The following is a 25241-nucleotide window of genomic DNA, read 5'->3' as shown; positions in this document are numbered from 1 at the left end:
AATTATCTTTTTATAGCTTTTTTAGTGATTATTACTCCTGTAGATAATTCCGCTTTAGCGAGATAAATACCTGTTTTTATATTTGGAATATTAAATGTTTCCGAACTATTTCCGCCTTTAAATTGATATACTTTTCTACCAAACAAGTCGTAAATAGCAATCGATTTTAAAGTAGCACTCGTTCCTGTTTTAAAGGTAACACGGTCGCTGTCATGTTGAATAATTTGGAAAGCACTTTCGTTATTAATAATATCATCAACTGTTAGCGTGTTTTCTTCTTTGAACACTACTTCAAAACGATTTGTAAATGCTCCTGTTTCTGAAGTAAAGTTGTAATCGCCATCCGATAGGTTATGAGTAATGTTTAGTAAATTATCTTTTAAATAAACCGTGTTATTGTTTAGAAAATCACCTTGTAGTTTATCAATAGATAAGGTGTATGGTATTTCATTATTAATATAATTAGTAAAGCCGAGATTTATAACCTCTTCTTCATTAATACTTTCAACAGCTTTACCTTGTATGGCAAACTTTTTATTAGAGTTACCGATAGTAGAATATAAAGCTGCACCCGAATTGGTTGGGTATTTGGTAGCATCAAAAGTTAATCCATCATCTTCATTAGTTGCTCCATTTACATAGGCTATTAAAATTTGATTATATACTCCAACTTCTGATGTTAAGTTAATCCATAGCTTATCTGCAATATTTGTGTTTTTAGATGATGTTCCTTTGAAAAACACACTATTAGCTGCTACATCGGTTACGCGCATTGAGTTGTTGAATGTGATAACGCCTTCCGATATATCTCCAGTAGTAGAAATGGGTATCGCCCCATCTGAAAAAGCTACAAAGAAACCTTGCCCCGAAGAAATTGCTCTGTTTGAATTAGATAATGTAGCAGCAGTTGTGCCATCGCCACCTGTAGTTTCGCCAGATGCATTTATAATAGAGTAATCATCATTAGAAAAGTTTAATGGTTCGTTGCCATTGGTGGTAGCCGAAGGTAGTGTGTTTTGAGACCATAAAAATATAGCGCCATTTATGTATCCTGATCCGGCAACACTAGTAGAAATATTACTGTTGGCTGCTAAAAACAAATCGGCATCAATCGCTGATGGGTATGGATTTCCAATAAAGTTCCAGTTAATATCGTTGTTTTCCGAGTCGTTTCTGTAAATAGGCACAGATATTACACCATTGTTAAAGGCACCTTCAAAGCTATAACTAAATTGATATGGAGCACTACCAGGACCAGTAAAACCAACAGGATCGTGCATAGATGCATAACCAATACCTGCTTCCATAATCGTCGTGCCGCTTACATTAGCCCAATCGTCACCATTATCATCAATATTATCTTGCCCGGCAATAGTTGCATTGTTATTGTTAGTTTCTGCAGTAGAATCTAGAAAGTTTTCCGCATTAAATAAATAGCGTCTGTTTGATTTCGCGTCTGTTAGGCCGCCGTCTATATCTTCTCCTACTACAGGAGAACTCCAATACGTGTATTCGTACCAGTTGTTTGTTGGGGCCGTTACTTTTTCAACTTCAATGGTGCCATTGTAGGTAATAGTTCCTAAATCGTCATTTTGTACAAATGCGCCTTGAGATGCTACATAAATGTTTGCATTTGCTTCTACAGTTAGGTCGTTTTCTACTTCAACAAAAGTATTGTTTGTAATGGTTAGATCGAAGTTTGAGCTAACGGTTAAACTACAAGCTTGAATGTTTCCATTACTACTAGTATCGTAGTTGGCATCAAGAATCGCTTCTGTTGTTAAATTGGGTGTACCTGTACTCCATGTTGATCCGTTCCAGATTGAAGTTGATACACAAGGAGAAGCAAGAATTACAGAACCATTTATAATAATACCTTTGTCAGTAGGAACAGTAAGTTCTTCTATGTCAAACGTTCCACCCTGAGTATCAGAATTGTAAGCGTAAATTCTAAAAGTTATGGTGTTTGTAATTCCCGAAAAACTAGATAAATCTATGTTATTATTTTCACCAGATGGAGAAACCGATGCATCTGTAAATATAGTTGTAAAGCCTGAGCCTGTATTTATTTGTATTTCTGCTCGCTTTGGACCTTCTCCACTTCGATCATAACGGATATCCATTGTTGTTAAATCTATTTGATATCCGGAGTTAGCGGTTAAAGTCCATTCAAGATAATCTGTAGGATCAAGAGTAGTAGTGCTAGTCCATCTTCTTGAGTTGTATGTTACTCCTCCGTTTTGAAGTAGCCCTGGACCTCTACAAATCCCTGTTGTGGTAATATTTGAGTCTTCATAAATGGAGCCGCTGCACCCAGCACTGTTTAGTCGGCTAAAAGAAGCTATTTCTTGCCCAAATCCAAAATCAAAGGCTAAAAGCATTAATATTAAAAGGAATAATTTTTTCAAAATTCTTAGGGATTAAAAGGTTCTCTTAATTGCTTTTTAGGCAATTAGATTGAACTAAAATAAAGAATTATTAGTTAATAAGGTTTTTTATCTAGATGTAACAGCTGTTTTTTAGGTTGATTTGCAAATAGCTATCAATGAGTGATTTGTTGTTTTTGATAAAAATAAAATTTAGTTGCTTGTTTTCCTTAAGGCTAGAAAGTTTAAAGCTGGGTGGCGCGATTATTAAAACTGTTCTAAAAAGCACGTTTATTTAATCTAATTGTTATTTTTGTTACCTATGCAACGTTCCACAAAATCTTATACTTTAGAAGAAGCTACCAGAAAAATGGAGCATTATTGCGCATACCAAGAACGTAGTCATTACGAGGTTAGGCAAAAGCTAATTAGCATGAATATGATTCCTGAAGTTATCGATGTGGTTGCCGTACACCTTATAGAACACAACTTCCTTAACGAAGAACGATTTGCAATGGCTTTTGCACGCGGAAAGTTCCGTATTAAGCGTTGGGGTAGAGTGCGCATATCTATGGAACTCAAGAAAAAGCATATTAGTAAAGTAAATATAAATAGAGCACTTTTAGAAATTGAAAACGAGGATTACATTGAGACTTTCAATGAGTTAGCCGAAAAAAAAGTAGAAACTCTAAAAGAGAGCGACGTTTACAAAAAGCGTAAAAAGTTTGTCGATTATTTTCTATATCGTGGTTGGGAGTCTCATTTGGTTTACGAGAAAGCACACGAAATCATTAAATAAAAGCATAAAAAAAAGCTGATAGAAATTATTTCTATCAGCTTTTTTTATAAAAGTTATCCTTAAAAAAGTAAGGGTACACTATATATTATAAGTTGAAAACAGCACCTAAGTTAACTGTAAATTGATTGTGTAAAGTTTCAGAAGCTGTTAACGTTCCAGATTTATATTTAGCGAAAGGCGCATTAAATTCTGTATAAACACCAAAGCCATCAGAGAAAAAATAACGAGCACCTAAGTGACCACCAAAGTTTTTAAGTCCAAGACTTAAACCAGGATAAACATCAAAGTTTTCATCAACATTAATAACATTACCAAGGTTAGCATTAAAACGAGCTCTTAAGTCAAAACGTGTATCAAAAGCATCATCCAAAATAACATCGTTAACGCTTAAAAGGTATGAAGTAGAAAAACCAACTGAAATGTTTTCGCCAACACCAAAATCGTAACTTAAATTAAGTCCAGTGCCATTATCTTGTAAGTTAGCACCAACTTGGAATTTATTATCACCTTTACCTTCAAATGCTTGCGAATGTGCAAACGATACGCTAAGTACAACTAATACTAATAAAATTAAATTTTTATTCATGATTTGAGTTTTATTTAAGTCGGCAAAGATATTACAACTTTTTTAAAATCAAAGGTTTAATTTACAAATGCTTGTTTGTGCGTAGTATGGCCTGTTCATTTTTCCAATCAATCCATTTTTGCCCTTTAATTCTACGCATTAAATTATCGTAATTACGCATAATAAATACATTGTAAATCGCTTTGCCAAAGTGTTTTGGGTTTCTAGCAATAGCACGCAAACTCATAGAAAAACCAGGGGTTATGTAGCGCATATAATGCCAATAACCTTCGGGCATATAGAGTACTTCGCCATGGTTAAGTTCCGTTTTGTAACCATTTGCTTTTTTTAACGCAGGCCATTTTTCAAAATCCGGATTATTAAAGTCTATATCCTCGCGAGTAATTAAAGCGTGAGGCACTTTGTATAAAAACTTATTCTGCTTTTGGTCAAACAAAATACACTGCTTTTTACCCTCAAAATGAAAGTGAAAAATGTTAGCCAAATCAATATCATAGTGCATAAACGTATGCGAGTTCTCACCGCCAAAAAACAACATCGGTATACCTTTCATTAAACGTAAACCAAAATCAGGAAACGTAAAATCTTTCTGTAAAACAGGAATCTCCTTTAAGGCATTCCACAAGAATATCCTGAATTTAGTGGGCTCGCGCTTCAATAAATCAATGTAATCGGCAAGTTTCATTTTGGCATGTGGCTCATTAAAACCATCTTTAAAATCCACAGGCCTATCATCGTAAAGTGGCACGGTAATATTGCCACCCACTTGCTTCATGTACTCCAAACTCCATTTAGAATACGCAGGCCAGTCATCGATAAAATGCTCGATAACCACAGGCTTTTGCGGTGTAAAATAGTGTTTTATAAAATCCGATTTCGTAATATGTTTTACGCGCGGAATATCCTGTAAGTTCAACGTCAAAGCTTGTTTGTATTCGGGGTCAAAGTTAACAAAACGTTACCAATTTAAAAATACTAATTTGGGCGTTACCCGAAAAGGGTCGCGCTTTCACTACTCGCTCCTCCTAAGGTCGGGAGCTCAAACAGGCCGTTCAATCGCTAACGCAAAAGAAAACCCGTCTTGTTTTTCTAGAAAGAGACGGGTTTTAAAAATATTAAATAACAACAAACGTTGTATGGTTGAGGTTAAAATTAAAGTGTGCCTCTTTTAGCTTGTTCACGCTCAATAGATTCAAAAAGTGCTTTAAAATTACCAGCACCAAAGCCTTTAGCTCCCATACGTTGTATAATTTCAAAAAATAAGGTCGGTCTATCTTCCACGGGTTTTGTGAAAATTTGAAGCAAATACCCTTCTTCGTCAGCATCAATCATAATGCCTAGTTTTTTTAGACCTTCAATATCTTCACGAAGTTCGTGGCTGTAAGCCTCTAATCTACCTGGTACGGCTCTATAATATTCCTCTGGCGGAATCGATAAAAATTCCACACCATTAGCTTTTAGTTGGCTTACTGTTTTTATAATATCATCTGTAGCAACGGCAATGTGCTGCACGCCTGCACCTTCATAAAAATCTAGATATTCCTCAATTTGCGAGCGTTTTTTACCTTCCGCAGGTTCGTTTATCGGGAATTTTATACGGCCGTTACCGTTACTCATTACCTTACTCATTAAGGCCGAATATTCGGTATGAATTTGCTTATCATCAAACGATAAAAAGTTTACAAAGCCCATAACATCTTCGTAAAATTTAACCCAAGTATCCATTTGGTTCCAGCCTACATTGCCCACCATGTGGTCTATGTATTTAAGTCCGGCAGGTTTTGGGTTGTAGTCAGAATTCCATGCCTTAAATCCTGGTAAAAAAGTACCGTTATAGTTTTTGCGTTCTACAAACATGTGTACCGTTTCGCCGTAAGTATAAATACCGGCTCTAACAACTTCGCCATGTTCGTCGGTTTCAACGGTTGGCTCCATATACGATTTTGCTCCTCGATTGGTAGTTTCTTGGTAAGCTTTTCGGGCATCTTCTACCCAAAGAGCAACTACTTTTACGCCATCGCCATGTTTAACAATGTGTTCGTTTATTGGCGATTTACTGTTTAAAGGTGTGGTTAGAACCAGTTTGATTTTATCTTGGGTAAGCACGTAGCTTACGGAATCTGTAGATCCGGTTTCTAAACCTTTATAAGCATGCGATTGAAAACCGAATGCTGTTTTATAAAAATGAGCTGATTGTTTCGCGTTACCAACGTAGAATTCTACATAATCGGTACCAAGAAGTGGTAAGAAATCTTGTGCGCCTTCAAATATTTTTTCTAATCCGTAGTTTACTGATTCTATATCTTTACTCATGATATCTTATTTATTAGTTGTGGATTTGTGTTTTATTCACCGCTATCGGTGGGTTCTATGAGTTCTTCAACCTCTATGCTGTCTATAGTAGTTTCAGATTCGTAGTATTCGGTATCACTAAAAATAGTATCCGATTCATATTCGTAAATCTCCTCTGTCTCGAAGTTGTCAAAGTTTTTAAATTCATCAAAAACACCTGTAGACCACATGGTGCCGTAGAATATAAGTGCACCTATAAACATAAGCACTATAATACCGTTAAAAACAATGGCAATTATGTTTAGCACGCGTGCCGTTGAGACGTTACTTCTAGTTTGTGGTGTATAGACATCTGGATTGTTGCCAAATTCTTTTAAACTTCTATTGGCGCTCATTAAACCAATAATGGCTATTATTAATGGGATAATGGCAAAAATGCCATAACAACAACAGCCTGCAAAACCTAATACTAAGGCTACAATACCTAATACTAATGAACTTGGATCGGCTGGTAGTTTACTGTAATTCATAATAATTTACCCATAATTAAACTTCTTGTTTAGAAGGTGCTCAAACAGGGGATTTGAGTGTTTTTAGGTTAAGCCTTTTTATTGGCGGTTAGGTTAGCTCTGATTGCAGCGGCATCCTTTTTACAAAGCGTTATAATGTTCTAAACTTTGTGTTTTACTAAATTTTTAATGAAAGTAATAAAACTTAAATAATAGACAAGTGGCTTTGTTAAAAGATATAGCGGAAAGCAGGATTAGCTTCTTATTATTTTATTCTAACCAGGATTTATAATAGTTCTCGTCGGCAATTTTCATGGCTTCTTCGGTTAGCATGAGTGGTTTAAAGGTGTCTACCATTACAGCGAGTTCGTTGGTTTTGGTTTTGCCAATACTACGCTCGGTGGCTCCTGGGTGCGGACCGTGTGGAATACCTGCAGGATGCAGAGAAATATGACCTTGATCGATATCGTTACGACTCATAAAATCGCCGTCTACGTAATATAAAACTTCATCGGAATCGATGTTGCTATGGTTGTATGGCGCCGGAATAGATTGCGGATGGTAGTCGTAAATTCGCGGCACAAAACTGCATATTACAAAGGCATCGGTTTCAAAAGTTTGGTGCACCGGTGGCGGTTGGTGTATGCGGCCTGTTATGGGTTCGAAATCGTGTATGGAAAAGGCGTACGGATAATTGTAGCCGTCGTAGCCCACAACATCAAAAGGATGAGAGGCGTAAACCATTTCTATAATATCGTCTTGTTTTTTTACTTTTATTAAAAAATCTCCATTTTCGTTATGGGTTTCTAATTCTACCGGACGGCGAATATCACGTTCACAAAATGGAGCGTGTTCCAAAAGTTGCCCAAACCAATTGCGGTAACGTTTTGGTGTGTAAATTGGGCGACGCGATTCTACTATAAAAAGCCTGTTGTCTTCGGTGTCGAAATCTATTTTATAAATAATACCGCGCGGAATTAAAAGATAATCACCGTATTTAAAATCCAGGTTTCCTAAGTGTGTGCGCAGTTTTCCGGTGCCTTTGTGCACAAAAATAAGCTCGTCGGCATCGGTGTTTTTATAAAAATAGTTTTCTGTAGATTGTTTTGGTGCTGCTAGAATAATAGCGCAATCGCTATTTATTAAAACGGTTTTACGACTTTCTAGATAATCGTTTTCTGGTTTTACTTGAAAGCCTTTTAATCTATAAGATTTTATGTTGTTTTTTAATGCAATTTTTGGAGCAACACTGTATTGGTTTTTTATTACTTTTACTTGTGTTGGTCGTTGTTCGTGGTAGCTATTGGTTGCCATACCATCGAAACCAATGGTGCCAAAAAGTTGTTCGGCGTACAAACTGCCGTCTGGTTTTCTAAATTGTGTGTGTCGTTTAGGAGGAATGTTTCCTAGTTTATGATAAATAGGCATACTTTTTAGAATTATAAGTTAATAATTAAACGTTTTAAAGCGTGTGGCTTTAAACTTTAAAAAAAGTGATTTAAATATACAATAATGCCTGCTTATTCAGGATTTCTCTTGATAAGAAAATTAAGGTGCTGAAGTAAATTTGCCCAAAACAGTGTCATATTACCACAAATATCGTAAAATTTTAAATTATAACTCGTAAAATAGAATTTATTTTGAATAAATCGTAATCGTTGGTTTAGAACCAAAAACCTAAATTAAAGAACCAGATGCTTTGGCCTAACTCGGGCGCATAACTGTATTTTACTTGTAGCGGACCTATAAGGGTTTCCATGGCGTAACCTAAGCCGTAACCGCGATTGTCTGGAAGTGAGAACCATTCGCCAGAGTCGAAAATATCGTCGTCTATGTTGGCCCAGTTGCCTTCTAGCGTAATGTGATGTTTTTTGAAAATTTCATAATCGGCAATAAAAGATGCCTTTACGTAGCTATTCCCCGTAAGGGAAATAAAATCGTGACCAATAAATGGTATGAAGTTGTTTATTAGGTTATTACCGTATCCTCCAAGTGCGAAATCTAAGGTTTTGGTCGATTTGTTACCGGTTTTAAAACCACCACTTGTTTTTATATTGAATGCTAAATTGTGTGATGCGCTAAAGGCATAGCCTAAATCTGCTTTAGCAATAGAGAAGTTATCGAAATCTTTATTGAAGTTAGAGGCAAATAAGTAGGTGTGTAAATCGCCATTAAAATACACGCCTTTTTTAGGGAAATATTTGTTATCGTAGGTGTCTAATTTAAGGTTTCCGAAAACACTTAGATAATCTGTTTTTTCGAATACATATTCTTCGTCTGGACTATCTGTTAAAAAAGTTTCTGAGCTTAACTCTAAACGCTTGTGTTCTGCTCCTATACTGAATGCAAAATCTTTTCTGAACAATGTTTGTAGATAAAATTGATTGGTTTGATCATCCAATTCTGTTGCTATTTTGTTTAATCCGGTGGCGTCTATTTCACTGTCTTCCAATAATAAACTTGCGCTTACGTTTTTATTAAATGTATTGAAACTAGAACGGAAACCAACACTCCAGTAAAAACCTTTGTCTATTAAATAATCGAAATTATAACGCACATTATCGCCTAGAATAAAATCGAAAGAAGCGATATCATTTTTAAATAGTAATCGTTTTTTAGTGATGTTTACTAGAATGGCGCTTTTGTATAAATCATCAAAATGGATACCAAGTTTTAAAAACGTTGTGTTTTTAGTTTCGGTTAAATGCGTTTCTAAATCGTAAGTTTCAGAAGCTCCTGTATGTTTTAATTTATATTGAAAGGAATCGAAGTTATTGGTTGCTACTAAATTGTTCACTCCTTCTATAAAATCTGTGTAGCTTATTTTTCCGCTTTGCTTTAATTTTAACTTTCCTAAAACATAGGCGCGTGTGTAGCTTTTATTGCCTTTTATTGATAGGTTGTTTATGGTAATACTATCTGGTACTCTTTCTTTAAGTTTTTGTTCTTTTTTTCTTAGAGGTAAGTTTTTAAAGTCTTCTAGGTTTGCTAATGTGGCTATTTTTCCACTTTCAATAATTTCTCGACCTTCATTAAAAGATACCACGTTGTATTCTTTAATATTTGGTTTTATGTAAATATCGGTAAGCTTGGCTTTTAATTTCATGTCGTTTACCGTTCTGAAATTATTTATTTGAAGCAAAACATCGGGAGCCGAGGTGAGTTCGTCGCGTTTTAAAAGATCGTCTTGTACATCTACACCAATAATTTTATCCATGCCTTTAGCACGTAATTCTCCAATAGGGTAGTTGTTAATTACACCACCATCTACAAGTACATCGCCATTAATTATAACCGGCTGGTAAAGTGATGGAAGCGCGCTACTCGCCATAATAGATTGTGTTAAATCGCCCGATTCTAAAACCACTTGGTTACCCGTTTCTACGTTTGTGCCAATACAAAAAAACGGAATAGGTAATTTGCTGAAATCGCTAGTTTCGTTTATAGATAGCGTTAAGGTTGAAAATAAATTATAAGTGTTTTGACCACGAGAAAGTGCAGATGGTAATTTAATTTTAAAATCGTCGAAGGGTAATTTCACCGCATATCTTTCGGCATTATCACGTTCGTAAAAGGCCTTAGAAGCTCTTGGCAAATTATCGTTTATAAGTTTATCAAAATCTACTTGATGAAAAATAGAATCTAGTTGATTACCCGAATATCCCGAGGCATAAAGTCCGCCAATTACGGCGCCCATACTTGTGCCTGCAATATAATCTATCTTAATACCTAAACTGTCTATAACTTTTAAAACACCAATGTGGGCAAGCCCTTTTGCTCCACCACCACTTAATACCAAGCCTACTTTTGGAGTATTTTTTTCTGTTTTGTTTTGCGCTTTCGCGGAAAGGCCAACGAACAGAATTAGGAGTAATATGGTGGTTTTTTTTATCAATGTTTTTTATTTTAACGGGTGTATGTTTAATAATAATATTTTACTGATAATTGGTATTCTATTTAAGTCTCCTTTTCGTGATAAAAGGTGTAAATTTTTGAGGCTCTCGATACGCCAACAACATCTTCTAGTTCGTCTAGTTTAGCATTTGCTACACGTTTTGCCGATTTAAAATGTTTCAATAATTCTACAATGGTTTTATCGCCAATACCCGGAATGGTTTCAAGCTCGGTATTTAAAGCTGATTTACTACGTTTATTACGGTGATGCTCAATACCAAAACGGTGGGCTTCATTTCGTAATTGCTGAATTATCTTTAGAGTTTCACTTTTTTTATCTAAATATAAGGGAATTGGATCGTCTGGATAGAATAATTCTTCTAAACGTTTTGCGATTCCTATAATAGCAATAGTATTTCGTAAGCCTAATGCGTCTAAACTTTTTAATGCTGAAGATAGTTGTCCTTTTCCACCATCTATTATTATTAGTTGTGGTAAAGGTTGTTCTTCTTCAACTAAACGTTTGTAACGACGGTATACAACCTCTTCCATAGAAGCAAAATCGTCTGGACCAACTACGGTTTTTATATTAAAGTGGCGATAGTCTTTTTTACTGGGTTTGCCATTTTTAAATACAACGCAAGCCGCTACAGGGTTTGTGCCTTGGATATTCGAGTTATCGAAACATTCAATGTGGCGAGGTTCTTCAGAAAGACGTAAATCGGCTTTCATTTGTGCCATAACTCTGTTGGCATGCCTATCTGGATCTACTATTTTTATTTGTTTAAAACGTTCCATTCGGAAATACTTAGCATTCCGAAGTGATAGATCTAAAATATGTTTTTTATCGCCCAATTGTGGTACTGTAACTTTTAAGTTTTCGCCTATATTAACTTTAAAGGGAACGTAAATTTCTTTAGAATTAGAATCGAAACGTTGTCTGATTTCTGTAATCGCGAGTTCTAGTAATTCTTGGTCGGTTTCGTCTAGCTTCTTTTTAATTTCTAAAGTATGCGAACGAATTATGGAGCCGTAGGATAATTGTAAAAAATTGATGTAACCATAGCCTTCGTCGCTCATGATAGAGAATACATCTACATTACTAATTTTTGGATTTACAATGGTAGATTTAGCTTGGTAATTTTCTAAAACCTGAATTTTCTCCTTCATTTTATGGGCTTCTTCAAACTGCATGTTGTCTGCTAAATCGCGCATTTGCTGTTTAAATTGCTGTAAGGAGTCTTTAAAATTTCCTTTTAAAATTTCTTTTATTGCTACTATGTTTTTGTTGTATTCTGCTTCGGTTTCGCGGTTTTCACAAGGGCCTTTGCAGTTGCCTAAATGGTATTCTAAGCAGACTTTATATTTGCCTGAATTTACTTTTTCTTGAGATAAGTTAAAGTTACAGGTACGTAAACTGTACAAGCCTTTTATTAAATCTAAAAGCGTATAAACGGTTTTACCACTGGTGTATGGTCCAAAATAATCGCTACCGTCTTTAAAAACACGTCGTGTAGAAAACACGCGTGGGAAACGTTCGTTTTTTATGCAAATCCATGGGTACGATTTATCATCTTTTAATAAAACATTGTATCGCGGCTTGTACTTTTTTATCAGGTTGTTTTCCAGTAGAAGTGCATCGGTTTCGGTATCGACCACAATGTGCTTTATGTTGGCTATTTTTTTTACCAACACGCGAGTTTTACCGTTGTCGTGGGTTTTAGTGAAATAGGAGGTGACCCTTTTTTTAAGGTTTTTGGCTTTACCAACGTAAATTATGGTATCATCTTTATCAAAATATTGATAAACACCAGGTTGATTTGGCAGGGTCTTTAATTGTATGTCTAAATCAGGGGTATCCATTGTTTCAAAGGTAATTATTTTATTGATGTTTTTTAGATAGTAATCTCACGAATTTATACGAATAGATGTTATAACTTATGCTTGTTAATTTATAGGTAGAAATTATTTTTTAAAAATGTTTTTTGAATTGACTAATTGTATATTTTCGCCACTTTTAAAAACGCTTCTAGTTTGCTAGGATGTGTTTTGTTTATTGACGAAAATTGATGTTTGCAGATGGGCTTGCGTTAGGGATTGCAGCATTGTTGGAGCTCTTTTTGTGTGGTTGCACCTATGCAACACAAAAAAGCGACTGCGGAAAGCCCGACCCTTCTGGTAACGCCCAAAGAAATAATTGAAAAATGAGTAAAAAGATTTTAGGTAGAACCGATGTTTTAGATTTTCCTGTATTAGGTTTGTTTAATATTGATGTAAAAATGGATACAGGTGCTTATACATCGGCAATACATTGTACGGAAATAATTGAAGAAAATAATGTGCTAAAATGTGGTTTTAGTAGTGATGTACATCAAAATTTTGGTGATACAGAAATTGTGTTTACCGAATTTTCACGAACCAATGTGAAAAGTAGTAACGGTTTTAAGGAAAATAGATATAAAGTAAAATCTGATGTGGTAATCTTTGGTAAAACATACAAGATTAACTTAACTTTAAGCACGAGAAGCGATATGAAATATCCGGTGTTGATTGGAAGACAATTTTTAAAACAAAAATTTTTGATCGATGTGGATTTGGAACAAGTTTCTTTTAAAATGAAAAAACAATAACAATGAACATAGTAATTTTATCGCGTAATGCGGAACTGTATTCGACTGATCGCTTGGTGGAAGAAGGGAAAAAAAGAGGTCATAAAATCGAGGTTATAGACCCGTTGAAGTGTGACCTTATTATTGAAAAGGAAAACCCAACGATTTTTTATAAAGATCGATATTTAGACTATGTTGATGCTATTATACCTAGAATTGGAACTTCGGTTACCTTTTTTGGTTGTGCTGTAGTGCGCCAGTTTGAAATGATGGGGGTTTTTACCACAGTAACATCGGATGCGATTATTCGTTCTCGTGATAAACTGCGTAGTTTTCAGCGTTTGTCTAAAGCAGGAATTGGTATGCCTAAAACGGTGTTTACTAATTATTCTCGCGATGTAGAACGTGTTATTGAGCATGTTGGTGGTACACCGGTTATTATTAAACTTTTAGAAGGTACTCAAGGTTTAGGAGTGGTTTTAGCTGAAACTAAAAATGCTGCAGAATCTGTTTTAGAGGCTTTTAATGGTTTACAGGCTCGTGCATTGGTGCAAGAATATATATCGGAAGCTAAAGGTGCAGATTTACGTGCCTTGGTTGTAGATGGCCAAGTGGTTGGTGCTATGAAACGCCAAGGAAAAGAGGGGGAGTTTAGATCTAATTTACACCGTGGCGGATCGGCCGAAATTGTAAAACTTAATCATGATGAGTTAAAGGTGGCTATGAATGCCGCTACAGCTTTAAAGCTGCCTGTTTGCGGTGTAGATATGTTACAGTCGGAACGTGGCCCGTTATTGTTAGAGGTGAATTCTACACCTGGTTTAGAGGGTATTGAAGCTGCTACAGGACGAAATATTGCAAAGAATATTATTGTTTATATTGAAAAAAACACGAAATAAATGCCAGAATTACGCAACAACATTTTAACTATTTTAGGAGAAGATATAGGTCCGGGAGAGAGTAGAGAGGTTAATTTTGATGTGGCTAATTTACATACCTCAACACCAGTAAATGTACCGGTTATAATTTCGCGTGCTAAAAAGCCTGGTCCAATTGTGCTTTTTACAGCAGGAATTCATGGAGATGAAGTTAATGGTGTTGAAATTGTTAGACAACTTATTGCTAAAGGTATTAATAAACCTAAAATAGGAACCATAATTTGTATTCCGGTTATTAATGTTTTTGGGTTTATAAACTTAAAACGAGAATTTCCTGATGGTCGCGATTTAAACCGAGTATTCCCTGGTAGTCCAACAGGTTCGTTGGCGGCTCGCGTTGCTTTTAAGTTGGTAAACGAAATTTTACCACATGTAGATATTATTTTAGATTTTCATACGGGTGGGTCTGGTCGTTTTAATGCACCGCAACTGCGTTATACAAAGGAAGATGTTGAACTTAATAATTTAGCGAAAGCTTTTGGAGCACCTTTTGTTTTGTATTCTAAAAACTTATCGAAATCGTTTAGAACAACTTGCTATAAATTAGGGAAGCCTCTTTTGCTTTTTGAAGGTGGAAAATCTAACCATATTGATGATGCTGTAACCAACTCTGGAGTAAATGGATCTAAACGTGTATTGAAATATTTAGGTATGCTTGGGGTTAATTTTAAAAGTGCAACACCTAGAAAAAGCACCATTTTTATAGATGATAGTAAATGGCAACGTGCTAAATATTCGGGCATGTTTAAACCTGAGGTTGCCATAGGTTCTTATGTTGATAGGCGTGATGTATTGGGTAATATTACAGATCCTTATGGCAAGTTTGAATATGTTGTGAAAGCACCAAATTCTGGATATATTATTAATGTAAACGAATCGCCTATTGTATATCAGGGGGATGCCTTGTTTCACATCTCTACAACCTTGAAACATTAAGTTTTGATAATATGATTTTAGAATGACTAAAAACGAATTACGAAAAACATATAAAAAACTTAGAAGCGAATTATCTGTAAATCAAATAGACGATTTTAGCTTGGCTATTGCTAATCAGCTTTTAAAATTGCCAGTTTGGAATGCTTCTTTTTATCATGTTTTTCTAGCTATTGAAGAACATAAGGAGGTAAACACCGATTATATTCTGAATATTTTATCGGGAAAGGATAAAAATATTTTAATTTCTAAAAGCGATTTTAAAACTGGTGGTATGCAGCATTTTTTATTAACCGATAATATGGTTATTAAAAAAAACAACTATAATATTCCTGAACCTATTGATGGTATCGAGATTTTAGATGATAAGGTTGAAGTAGTGTTTATTCCGCTCTTAGCCTTTGATACACTTGGTAACCGTGTTGGTTATGGTAAAGGTTTTTACGATCGGTTTTTAGTCAAATGTAAACCTGAAACTATTAAAATAGGCTTGTCTTTTTTTGAAGCTTCCGCCGAAATTACCGATGTTTTTGAAAGTGATGTGCGCCTAGATTATTGCGTAACGCCAGAGCGTGTTTATGAGTTTTCGTAAAGCATTATAAACTTAATCTTTACTGAACGCTTTCTTATTAAATACAATTAACATTAGAAAACCTGTGCTTATAGCCATATCGGCTACATTGAATACAGGTTCGAAGAAGTTAAAGCGTTGTCCGCCATATAAAGGTAGCCATTGCGGTAAATTTATTTGAAATAAAGGAAAATAAAGCATGTCTACTACTTTGCCATGTAATAAGCTATCATATCCTCCTGCTTCCGGTAAAAAGCTTGCTACTTGGTTCATGCTATCTTCAAATAAAACACCATAAAATACTGAATCTATAATATTACCTAAAGCACCGGAAAATATTAAAGCAATAGCTGTAATTAATATTTTAGAACTTTGCTTTTTAGTTGCATCAACAAGCCAATAACCAATACCAAAAATAGCAAAAACTCTAAATAGGGTTAAAGCGATTTTTGCAGATCTATCGTCTATAAAGGAAACAAAATCACTAATTTTTGTACCCCAAGCCATGCCATCATTTTCTATAAAATATATTTTGAACCAACTAAATACCTCAACATTTTCATGAAGTGCGAAATTGGTTTTAATGTATATTTTACTAATCTGGTCGATTAATAATAAGATAACAATAAGTAGAATAGATTTTTTTAAAGACATATTAAAAACTAAAAACGCCTCATAAAAGTATGAGACGTTTCAAATATAAAATTTTAATTGCGATTATTGCATGTTTTTAGCCTCGATACTTAATGTAGCGTGTGGCACAAGCTCTAAACGTTTTTTGTTTATCAGTTTTCCTGTAACTCTGCAAATACCGTAAGTTTTGTTTTCAATACGGATTAAAGCATTTTTTAAATCGCGTATAAATTTTTCTTGACGGATAGCTAATTGTGAGTTAGATTCCTTACTCATTACAGCACTACCTTCATCAAAGGCTTTAAATTGAGGCGATGTATCTTCAGTTCCATTGCTATGGTCGTTCATATACGCACTTTGTATAAGTGCTAAGTCGTGTTGTGCTTTTTTTATTTTTTCGGCTATTAGCACTTTAAACTCTGCTAAATCAGCATCCGAATATCTTACAGTATTTTCTGCCATAGTTTTAGTTTTTTTGGATAGACAATTTGGTATTTACTTCATCAAAAGCAATTTCTATACCATCTTCTAATTTATCAATAATTTTTAATTCGTTAGTTAGTGTTTCAGACTTAATATACGCAAGATTTGCTTCCACAGCCTTTACGATATTTTCGTCTTTTTGAAAAGTAACATCTATACGGTCGGTTACTTCAAAACCTGAATCTTTTCGTAAATTTTGTATACGATTGATTAACTCTCTCGCAATACCTTCTTTACGTAATTCTTCAGTAATGGTTACATCTAAAGCTACCGTTAAGGCACCGTCGTTTGCAACTAGCCACCCTTCGATATCTTGAGATGTTATTTCAACATCTGTGCGTTCTAAGGTAATATTTTTTCCGTTTACTTCGACTTCCAAAATACCATTTTGCTCAATGTTTTTTATGTCGCTAGCAGTGAAGTTATTAACTATTTGTGCAATGGCTTTCATGTCTTTTCCAAAACGAGGGCCAAGTACTTTAAAGTTTGGTTTTATTTGTTTTACCAAAATATCCGAAGCATCTTCAAGAACTTCAACCTCTTTTACATTAACCTCAGATTTTATAAGGTCTGCAACGGCTAGTATTTCATTTTTTTGAGATTCACTATCAATAGGAATCATTATTTTTTGTAATGGTTGTCTTACTTTTATTTTTTCTTTTGCACGTAATGAAAGTACTAATGATGAAATAATTTGAGCGCTTTCCATCTTGTTCTCTAGAGACTTATCAACAAAATTCTCATCGAATACCGGGAAGTTTGATAGGTGTACACTCTCAAAAGATTCTTTTTTAGTAACTGAATTTAAATCTAAATACAATTTATCCATAAAGAACGGTGCAATTGGTGCTCCTAGTTTCGCGATAGTTTCCATGCAGGTGTAAAGTGTTTGGTATGCCGAAATTTTATCTTGTTGGTAATCACCTTTCCAGTAGCGTCTTCTACTTAAACGTACAAACCAGTTACTTACGTAATCTTGAGTAAAATCTGAAATTGCCCTAGCTGCTTTTGTTGGTTCGTAATCGGCATAAAAAGCATCTACTTTCTGAATTAAAGTGTGTAATTCTGAAAGAATCCACCTGTCTATTTCCGGACGTTCGTTTAAAGGAATATCGGCTTCGCTGTAGTTAAAGTTATCAAGATTAGCATAAAGTTGAAAGAATGAATAGGTGTTGTAAAGTGTTCCGAAGAATTTACGTTTTACTTCTTCTATACCTTCTAAATCGAATTTTAAATTATCCCAAGGGTTTGCATTAGCAATCATGTACCAACGTGTAGCATCGGCACCATATGTTCCTAAAGTTTCAAAAGGATCTACGGCGTTACCTAGGCGTTTAGACATTTTTTGTCCGTTTTTGTCTAGTACCAACCCGTTAGAAACTACATTTTTGTATGCCACAGAATCGAAAACCATAGTTCCGATGGCGTGAAGGGTATAAAACCATCCACGTGTTTGATCCACACCTTCTGCAATAAAATCTGCTGGAAACGATTTGTTTTCGTCAATTTTATCTTTGTTTTCAAAAGGGTAGTGCCATTGTGCATATGGCATAGAACCAGAATCGAACCAAACATCGATTAAATCGCTTTCGCGTTTCATTGGTTGGCCGTTTGCTGAAACTAAAGTAATTTCGTCAACTATATTTTTATGTAAATCTATTTTCGCGTAGTTTTCTTCGGAATTGTTTCCAACTTCAAACTCTTCAAAAATATCTTTTGCTAGTACGCCTGCCGCAACTGCTTTTTGCATTTCTGCTTTAAGCTCTTCAACAGAACCTATACAGATTTCTTCTTTACCATCTTCTGTTCTCCAGATTGGTAACGGAATTCCCCAGTAGCGAGAACGCGATAAATTCCAGTCGTTTGCATTTGCTAACCAGTTTCCAAAACGGCCTGTTCCGGTTGCTTTTGGTTTCCAATTAATGCCTGTGTTTAACTCGTGCATGCGCCCTTTAATATCGGTTACTTTGATAAACCAAGAATCTAATGGGTAATATAGAATTGGTTTATCGGTACGCCAACAATGTGGGTAACTGTGCTTATATTTTTCAACCTTAAAGGCCTTGTTTTCTTCTTTTAATTTAATAGCTAATTCAACGTCTATTGAGCGTTCTGGTGCTTCACCATCTGCATAATATTCGTTCTTAACATACTTGCCGCCAAACTCTTTCATTTCTGGCCTAAAACGACCTTGTAAATCTACAAGTGGTACTAAGTTGTCGTTTTCATCTTTTACCAACATTGGCGGGATTTCAGGTGCGGCTTGCTTTGCAACCAAGGCATCGTCTGCACCAAAAGTAGGTGCTGTATGTACTATTCCTGTACCGTCTTCTGTGGTTACAAAATCTCCAGCAATAACTCTAAAAGCATTTTCTGGGTTATCGTTTGGTAAAGCATATGGTAATAATTGTTCGTATTTAATACCAACAAGATCTTTTCCTTTAAACTCTTTTACAACGAAGTATGGTATTTTTTTGTCGCCATCTTTATATTCTAAAAGTGCTGGTTTTTCTTCAACTCTTTTAAATTTTCCGTCAAATTGTTTGTTAACTAAAGCTTTTGCCAAAATAACATTCATAGGTTTGAATGTATATTGGTTATACGTTTCAACTAAAACGTAATCTATTTTTGGACCAACTGTTAACGCTGTATTAGACGGTAAAGTCCAAGGTGTTGTAGTCCATGCTGTAAAATGGATATCACCTTCGTTTTGTAAAAAATCTGGCAATGTACTTTCTACGGCTTTAAACTGAGCGACAATAGTTGTGTCTGTTACATCTTGGTAAGCGCCCGGTTGGTTAACCTCGTGCGAGCTTAAACCTGTGCCTGCTTTAGGCGAATAAGGCTGAATAGTGTAGCCTTTGTACATTAAATTTTTGGTATATATTTCTTTTAATAGCCACCAAACTGTTTCCATGTATTTTGGTTCGTAGGTTACGTATGGATCGTCCATATCTACCCAATACCCCATTTTTTGAGTGAGGTCGTTCCAAACATCTGTATAGCGCATTACTGCTTTTCTACAGGCTGCATTATAATCTTCTACAGAAATAGTTTTACCAATATCTTCTTTGGTAATTCCTAATTCTTTTTCTACACCTAATTCAATAGGTAAACCATGTGTGTCCCAACCAGCTTTACGCTTAACTTGGTAACCTTTCATGGTTTTATATCGTGGAAAAATATCTTTAATAGCACGTGCTAAAACATGGTGTACACCAGGTAATCCGTTTGCTGAAGGTGGACCTTCAAAAAACACAAAAGGTTTTTTGCCTTCTCTTGTGGTTACACTTTTTTCAAATATGTTATTTTCTTGCCAATAGTTTAAGATCTGGTCTGCAACATTTGGTAAGTCAAGTCCTTTGTATTCAGGAAATTTAGCGCTCATGTATCATCAATTCTAGTAAGGTTGCGAATTTAAGGAATAATACTTAAAACATTAATTTTTTGAAATAAAAAAAGACCACTAGAGTTGTGGTCTTTTTAAAAATTGTGTATGTGTTTAATTTTTAGTTGATTACTATCTTTTTAGTAAGCACTTCATTTATGTCTGTTCTTAAACATACAATATAGGTTCCGGTTGCTAAATTATTAAATTGGATACCGTTGCTTAATTCTGAAGATGACAGGTTTTGTTGTTCTAAAACGGTTTGTCCTCTCATGTTTATCAATGCTAATTTATTAACGTCGCTATTTAATTTTTTTGCATAAAATGTATTTACCTTGTTTTGGAAATACATAAAGTTTTCGGTAGCTGTAACTTCTTCGTTGCTTAGGGTTTGTACTTCATTTTGAAATACAATTTCGAACCTTTTATTAAAGATACCTTGTGTAGACGTGAAGTTGTAGGCAGCATCTTGTTTTAAATCGAAATAGGTTCCTAATAAATTATCGCGTAAATAAACGTTTTGGTTTTCATCTAAATTAACTTCTTCAGTGATTTTAATTTCGAAAGCATTATCTCCAGACGATCTAAAATTTAATGATACAACCTTATCATCGGTAATTTCACCGTAGGCTTGTAAATTCATATTTTTACCATCCAAATCAAGGTTTAAATCATTGTTGTTTGTGTCGTCAGATTCAGCATCGTAACCATAATCATAAGCATCTGAAGTTTGTTCGCTAAAGCCTAATAAAAGTTCGCGTTTGGCTTGAGGACCTGTTATAGAGTTGAATTCTAATCTGATTTTTTGAATGCTATTTTCTTCGGAAGGGGTTTCGTTTGTTGTGTAATTTTTTCCTTGAACACCTTTAAAGAATACAGAGCCACTAGCCTCTGTTCCGTCTGCATCAGCTTCTTTAATAAAAATACGCTGGCTATTATTAAACTCCACTTGGCCGGTTGATGTGATTTCTGTGATAAATCCCTGTCCAACAGGTAAGTATCTTGTTGGTAAAAGTGTGCCAGCTTCTCCTCCTGTAGTTTCATCAGCAAGACCTACAAACTGGCGCGCTCTAGTTGATCCTAATTTGTTTACTTGTGCGTAACCGCCATTGTAATCTGCTAGGTTATGGGAAGATCCACTCCATTGCTGCCAAATTTGCAAAGTGCCATCTATTAATCCTACATTGTCATCAATAAATTTATGAATATCAATTGCCGATGGGTAAGGATTTCCAAGAAGATATTCTGTCTTGGATACCGTTGCTACGGACCCTTCTCCTCCTTTATCAATAACATCAATTAAAATAGTTCCATTATTGGGTTTTCCTTCAAAGGTATATTCTTGCTTATCTTCTGGTGTACCTGTTCCTTTTTGGGTATATCCTACACCGGGTTGTATAGGGGTTGATAGTGATAGTTTTCTCCAATCCCAATAAGTTAATGCGTTTGTGAAAGTGTAAAGCCAGAAGGTGCTAATGCTTCCTGATCCGCTGTAACTTGATGTAAATCTTCCTTCTAATCCAGGATTAAATTTAATCATGTCTAGATTAAAGGTTGAATTATTACTGTTATTTTCTGAGGCGTTATTATTGGTTAAAGGGGTGATGCTTGTAGCTCCTACAGGAGAAGACCAATAGTTGTACCAGTATACATTTGATGTACCTTCTTGTCTCCTTAATATTCTACCGTTTTCTGATGTTACTAAGTCACTAATTTCGGTTTGTATTAATTGGGAATCATTCATTAAATCTAATGCTCCATTTAATTCTAGGTACCAATTGTTTTTTACAAGATTATCGCCATTTATAGTTAACGTTTTGTCTGTGTCAATTATTAACCCAAGATTTTCAGTTGAAAGGTTTCCTTCAATATTGTGTTCAATTTTTATAATACTCCACGGGCTATTTCCGTTGGTGTCTGTTATATCCCAAACATCACCATGTAGCCAGTTTGTTTCGTTGGTCCAATCTCCATCACTATTTGTAACAAAAGGCATTGGAGCTGTTTGCTCGAGTATTGTTGAAATGTTATGTAATGTTAAATCGTGACCGCTTGCTGAGTAATCTGTTACAGTATTTGTAGCGTAATAGATATCCGTCATAGGGTAATATCCTTGTAAAGTAGACCAAGGTACTTTTGATAAATTAGGGTCTTCAATATTTTTTGGTATAACACTACCGCGTATAACACCGGTGTTTTCTTCTATTTCTTGGTAAACCATTTGTTGTACTTGTACATCGCTTAATGCGGTATTGAATACACGCACCTCATCTATGTCTCCGTTAAAATGTTTCGAAGGACTAGTGTTGGTCGGGTATCTACCTATTGTAAAGTTTCTTGTAGAGTAGATATGTGGAGTACCATTATAATTTTTAGTTATTAATTCTGAATTTAATTTTGAATTTGTTGTTGTGCCTACTAATTCGCCGTTTAGATACAGTTTGATGGATTCATTACTTGAGTCAAACACTCCGGCCACATGATACCATAGGTTATTTTCTAGTTTAACACCTGAAGATGGATCTGGTTGTACTTGAATATTATTTGGATAGTTTGATGATGCCGTGACCTCGCCTTGCATAGTTACCGAAAAGGCAGGTGTGCGACCGTTAGTTACAAAAATTCGCATATTTTCTTGCCCAGCAATACTGTAAGAATCAGGTAAATTACCGTCATTATCATGATCAATTTTTATCCAACCCATTATTGTAGCATTGTCCCAATCAGTTATAAATGGTGTGCCATCTAAATAATCATCAGCTCCATCAAAATCTATAGAAGCCTTGCTTACAAAATTGTAAATGTAAATATCAGCAGAAGGACTATCGGGAGTGATGTTATCATCTGTTTGGTCTTGATAATTAAATGCTGTATTTGTGAGAGCTGTAGCCATGGTATTTATGTCATCGGCCATTACTTCTAACTCAATAGTTTCTTTGTCTCCGCTATTTAAAGTACCTATTGTCCAAGTGTTACCACTCCAAGTTCCTACAGAAGTGTTAGAGCTTATTAAAGTTAACCCGTTAGGGATGTTATCTTCAACTTTTAAGTTTGTAACAGGGTTTAAACCAGAGTTTTCTACTTCAATTGTAAATATTGCTGTTTCACCTTCAATAACTTGGTCTTTATCAACCGTTTTGGTTAGCACAATATCTGGGTTGCAATAGTATGCGGAAAGTGGTTGAGAATCATAAGTACATCCGCCTTTTACAACTCTTACATAATAATCTGCAGATGTTGTTGGTGAATAGGTTGCGTGTGTTGCTCCTGCTATTAAGACTCCATCTTCAAACCATTGGTAGGAATCGAATGTTTCATCTATAACTTCTACTATAGCTCCTGGCAAACAGCCTCCACCTGCAACTTGTAAAGTTACTTCGGGAACAGTATCAAATCCAGAAAAATATCCAGCAATACCACGCGCGCCATTGTATCCTAAGTATCCAACAGCAATAGGACCAGAAGATTGAACAGAAATATCTCCTGTAAGCCCTGAAATATAAAATGTTTTCCAGTCTGAAGAACCTGCTACAGCTTTTGCTGCAGGAAGCGCGACTTCAGTGGCACCATCTTTAACTTTAATGTTTGAGTCGTCTGTAGAGGTAGAGGCTATGATGAAAACTCCGCCATTAGCAGTGACTCCTGATATATCCTTAATATTAGGAATAAAATCCATGGTGTCTGGTAATAGGCAGCTTACTGGTGCTACGAAATTAAGACTTACGGTATGTATGCCGGTATCTCCTGAAATAACTTGATAAGCATAGGTGTCTTTAGAAGTGGTGATTAACATGTTATCTCCAACTGAATTTCCTGAAAAATATGAACTAGGTATTTCTGCGTACTCTCCTTCATCTATATTTGCAAAAGGTGTTGTATTACCGTTAACATAGACGTTTGTATTTGCTTGAGTTCCTATGATGATTACAAACTCATTCGAGCTGCCTCCGCGACCTCTTACAAAAACATAATCTTTACCTAACTTATCTTCTGGAACGGGCTGGTCGGCTCCGGCATCTCTACTAGCGCTAGAAGGGTTTACTCCGAAATTTAACATACCATTACTAATAGCAATATCTTTGTCTGAATTTATTGAAGCGCCTATCCAGCCATCTACGTTTGCCGATGCAGCATCTTTGGCAGCTTCCAAAACATAAGACTGTCCTTTTTGCAAGGTGATATTAATTGTATTGGCCGTAAGTCCGTCTAAATCGTTTTGAAGTCTAAACTCGCAATTAGGATTGTAACCTGAGATAGTAATATTGGTATCGTCTTCTGAAGCCATAATACCTAAAGTTGCACTCATTGTATTATGGTTAGCCTCAATGGGTGCGCCTCCCCATTTAAATTTTTGTCCCAAAGCAGCCCTTCCTTTTGTTGTTATTGAAGCTGCTTGTGATCCTGATCTACCTCTGTAGTTTACATAAAAATTATCGCCCGAAGGAGCCTCAAACCTTAAGCCTGCGGTGCTTAAAACAACGCCAGTATTATTGTTGCTTACCAAGGTAATGTTGTTGTCTCCATTACTTAAACTATAAGTTACAGGGGTTGCTTTAGATAAAGAAAAACTGGTTAGGGGTGTTGTACTTGTGCCTTGATAAACATTTACAGTAAAAGTATTTACGGTAGGTGTTGATAGATAAATGGTTTGTTGCTGTATAGCTTGGTTGTTAGCATCTTGTTTTAATGGAGGTAGGAAATGCAAGTCGCTTAACTGGGCATTTGCCATATTGAAAAAAATAAAACAAAAAAACAGAATGAATTTAAACTTGAAATTATTGAGGCGCATTGTTTAATTAATTTGAGAGATTATATTTTAGGGAGAAAAGCGTATTAAAGCTAATTTGTATAAATGTTGTGAATTATTGGATAATGAAAAATAAGTATTTCTATTCCTGAATTTTTACATTGGTGCCGTATGGATTTCTTGTGCTTAAGTTTAGCGAGGCTAAATTAAGTGCATGTAATAACTTTAAGAATGTATAAAATGTATGTGTTAAGCAAAGTGCTATAACAGGGTATAGGTTGGCGTAATTTATACTCATAGATTAAAATTTTAATTAGTTTGGGACTATTAAATTTTTGTCTATAACTATTTTTTTTGATTAATGGATATATTAAAATGTATTTACGAGGGAAGTAAACGTGCACCAATTTAAATTTTATTTCGGTGTTTAAAACTGAAATGAGATTTAAATTGGTGGTAATATTAATGTTTTTTTATCGTTAAAACAACTAAA

Annotated in this window: 18 protein-coding genes; 5 read left to right on the top strand and 13 right to left on the bottom strand. The window is 35.2% G+C overall.

Annotated elements, in window-relative coordinates:
• Positions 1–2: 2 nt before the first annotated feature.
• Positions 3–2408, bottom strand: a complete 2406-nt coding sequence (locus BM246_RS09630; protein WP_139221872.1) for a T9SS type A sorting domain-containing protein — start codon at positions 2406–2408, stop codon at positions 3–5.
• A 280-nt stretch (positions 2409–2688) separates the two neighbouring features.
• Here BM246_RS09630 and BM246_RS09625 point away from each other — a divergent pair, with 280 nt between their 5' ends.
• On the top strand, positions 2689–3165 hold the full coding sequence (locus BM246_RS09625) for a regulatory protein RecX (RefSeq protein WP_042504014.1): 477 nt from the start codon (positions 2689–2691) through the stop codon (positions 3163–3165).
• A gap of 85 nt (positions 3166–3250) precedes the next feature.
• On the opposite strand, the gene BM246_RS09620 is transcribed toward BM246_RS09625, so the two are convergent.
• The 7 genes from BM246_RS09620 to uvrC all read right to left on the bottom strand — a co-directional run bounded on the left by BM246_RS09620 (position 3251) and on the right by uvrC (position 12309).
• Entirely contained in the window at positions 3251–3751 is a 501-nt protein-coding gene (locus tag BM246_RS09620) for a DUF6646 family protein (RefSeq protein WP_042499523.1), read from the bottom strand.
• A 61-nt stretch (positions 3752–3812) separates the two neighbouring features.
• Positions 3813–4673, bottom strand: coding sequence for a cupin-like domain-containing protein (locus tag BM246_RS09615; protein ID WP_074937468.1), 861 nt, complete (start codon positions 4671–4673; stop codon positions 3813–3815).
• A gap of 230 nt (positions 4674–4903) precedes the next feature.
• Complete coding sequence (gene hppD / locus BM246_RS09610; protein ID WP_074937466.1) at positions 4904–6064, bottom strand: 4-hydroxyphenylpyruvate dioxygenase; 1161 nt, start codon at positions 6062–6064, stop codon at positions 4904–4906.
• A gap of 32 nt (positions 6065–6096) precedes the next feature.
• Positions 6097–6573, bottom strand: a complete 477-nt coding sequence (locus BM246_RS09605) for a CCC motif membrane protein (protein ID WP_074937464.1) — start codon at positions 6571–6573, stop codon at positions 6097–6099.
• Between the two features lie 249 nt (positions 6574–6822).
• A complete protein-coding gene (locus BM246_RS09600; protein WP_074937461.1) occupies positions 6823–7980 on the bottom strand; it encodes a homogentisate 1,2-dioxygenase in 1158 nt (385 codons plus the stop codon).
• A gap of 235 nt (positions 7981–8215) precedes the next feature.
• Positions 8216–10447, bottom strand: a complete 2232-nt coding sequence (locus BM246_RS09595; protein ID WP_317042978.1) for a patatin-like phospholipase family protein — start codon at positions 10445–10447, stop codon at positions 8216–8218.
• A gap of 62 nt (positions 10448–10509) precedes the next feature.
• Positions 10510–12309, bottom strand: a complete 1800-nt coding sequence (uvrC, locus tag BM246_RS09590) for an excinuclease ABC subunit UvrC (RefSeq protein WP_074937458.1) — start codon at positions 12307–12309, stop codon at positions 10510–10512.
• Positions 12310–12650: 341 nt separating this feature from the next.
• Between uvrC and BM246_RS09585 the strand changes: the two genes are divergently transcribed.
• Genes BM246_RS09585 through BM246_RS09570 form a run of 4 tightly spaced genes read left to right on the top strand, consistent with a single transcriptional unit; the run spans position 12651 to position 15518 of the window.
• Complete coding sequence (locus BM246_RS09585; RefSeq protein WP_074937456.1) at positions 12651–13076, top strand: ATP-dependent zinc protease family protein; 426 nt, start codon at positions 12651–12653, stop codon at positions 13074–13076.
• Positions 13077–13078: 2 nt separating this feature from the next.
• Positions 13079–13954, top strand: coding sequence for a 30S ribosomal protein S6--L-glutamate ligase (gene rimK / locus BM246_RS09580; RefSeq protein ID WP_042504010.1), 876 nt, complete (start codon positions 13079–13081; stop codon positions 13952–13954).
• Positions 13955–14929, top strand: a complete 975-nt coding sequence (locus BM246_RS09575; protein ID WP_074937455.1) for a succinylglutamate desuccinylase/aspartoacylase family protein — start codon at positions 13955–13957, stop codon at positions 14927–14929.
• A 22-nt stretch (positions 14930–14951) separates the two neighbouring features.
• Positions 14952–15518, top strand: coding sequence for a 5-formyltetrahydrofolate cyclo-ligase (locus BM246_RS09570; RefSeq protein WP_074937453.1), 567 nt, complete (start codon positions 14952–14954; stop codon positions 15516–15518).
• Between the two features lie 12 nt (positions 15519–15530).
• Here the strand turns inward: BM246_RS09570 and BM246_RS09565 are convergent, their stop codons facing one another.
• From BM246_RS09565 to BM246_RS19985, 5 genes are all read right to left on the bottom strand, one after another.
• Positions 15531–16151: a lipoprotein signal peptidase gene (locus BM246_RS09565; RefSeq protein WP_074937451.1), complete on the bottom strand. Its 621-nt coding sequence runs from the start codon at positions 16149–16151 to the stop codon at positions 15531–15533.
• A gap of 63 nt (positions 16152–16214) precedes the next feature.
• Positions 16215–16592, bottom strand: a complete 378-nt coding sequence (locus tag BM246_RS09560; protein WP_042499536.1) for a TraR/DksA family transcriptional regulator — start codon at positions 16590–16592, stop codon at positions 16215–16217.
• Positions 16593–16596: 4 nt separating this feature from the next.
• Positions 16597–20001 carry an isoleucine--tRNA ligase gene (gene ileS / locus BM246_RS09555; RefSeq protein WP_074937449.1) on the bottom strand — a complete coding sequence of 1135 codons (3405 nt, stop codon included), beginning with the start codon at positions 19999–20001 and terminating at the stop codon, positions 16597–16599.
• 121 nt (positions 20002–20122) lie between these two features.
• Positions 20123–24730 carry a LamG-like jellyroll fold domain-containing protein gene (locus BM246_RS09550; protein ID WP_074937447.1) on the bottom strand — a complete coding sequence of 1536 codons (4608 nt, stop codon included), beginning with the start codon at positions 24728–24730 and terminating at the stop codon, positions 20123–20125.
• 160 nt (positions 24731–24890) lie between these two features.
• Positions 24891–25046: a hypothetical protein gene (locus tag BM246_RS19985; RefSeq protein WP_159140059.1), complete on the bottom strand. Its 156-nt coding sequence runs from the start codon at positions 25044–25046 to the stop codon at positions 24891–24893.
• Positions 25047–25241 lie beyond the last annotated feature (195 nt).

Origin of the sequence: Algibacter lectus (assembly GCF_900112395.1) — a bacterium.
Lineage (GTDB): Bacteria > Bacteroidota > Bacteroidia > Flavobacteriales > Flavobacteriaceae > Algibacter > Algibacter lectus.
Note: the sequence above shows the minus strand (reverse complement) of the source record. Positions and strands in the feature narration are given on the sequence as shown.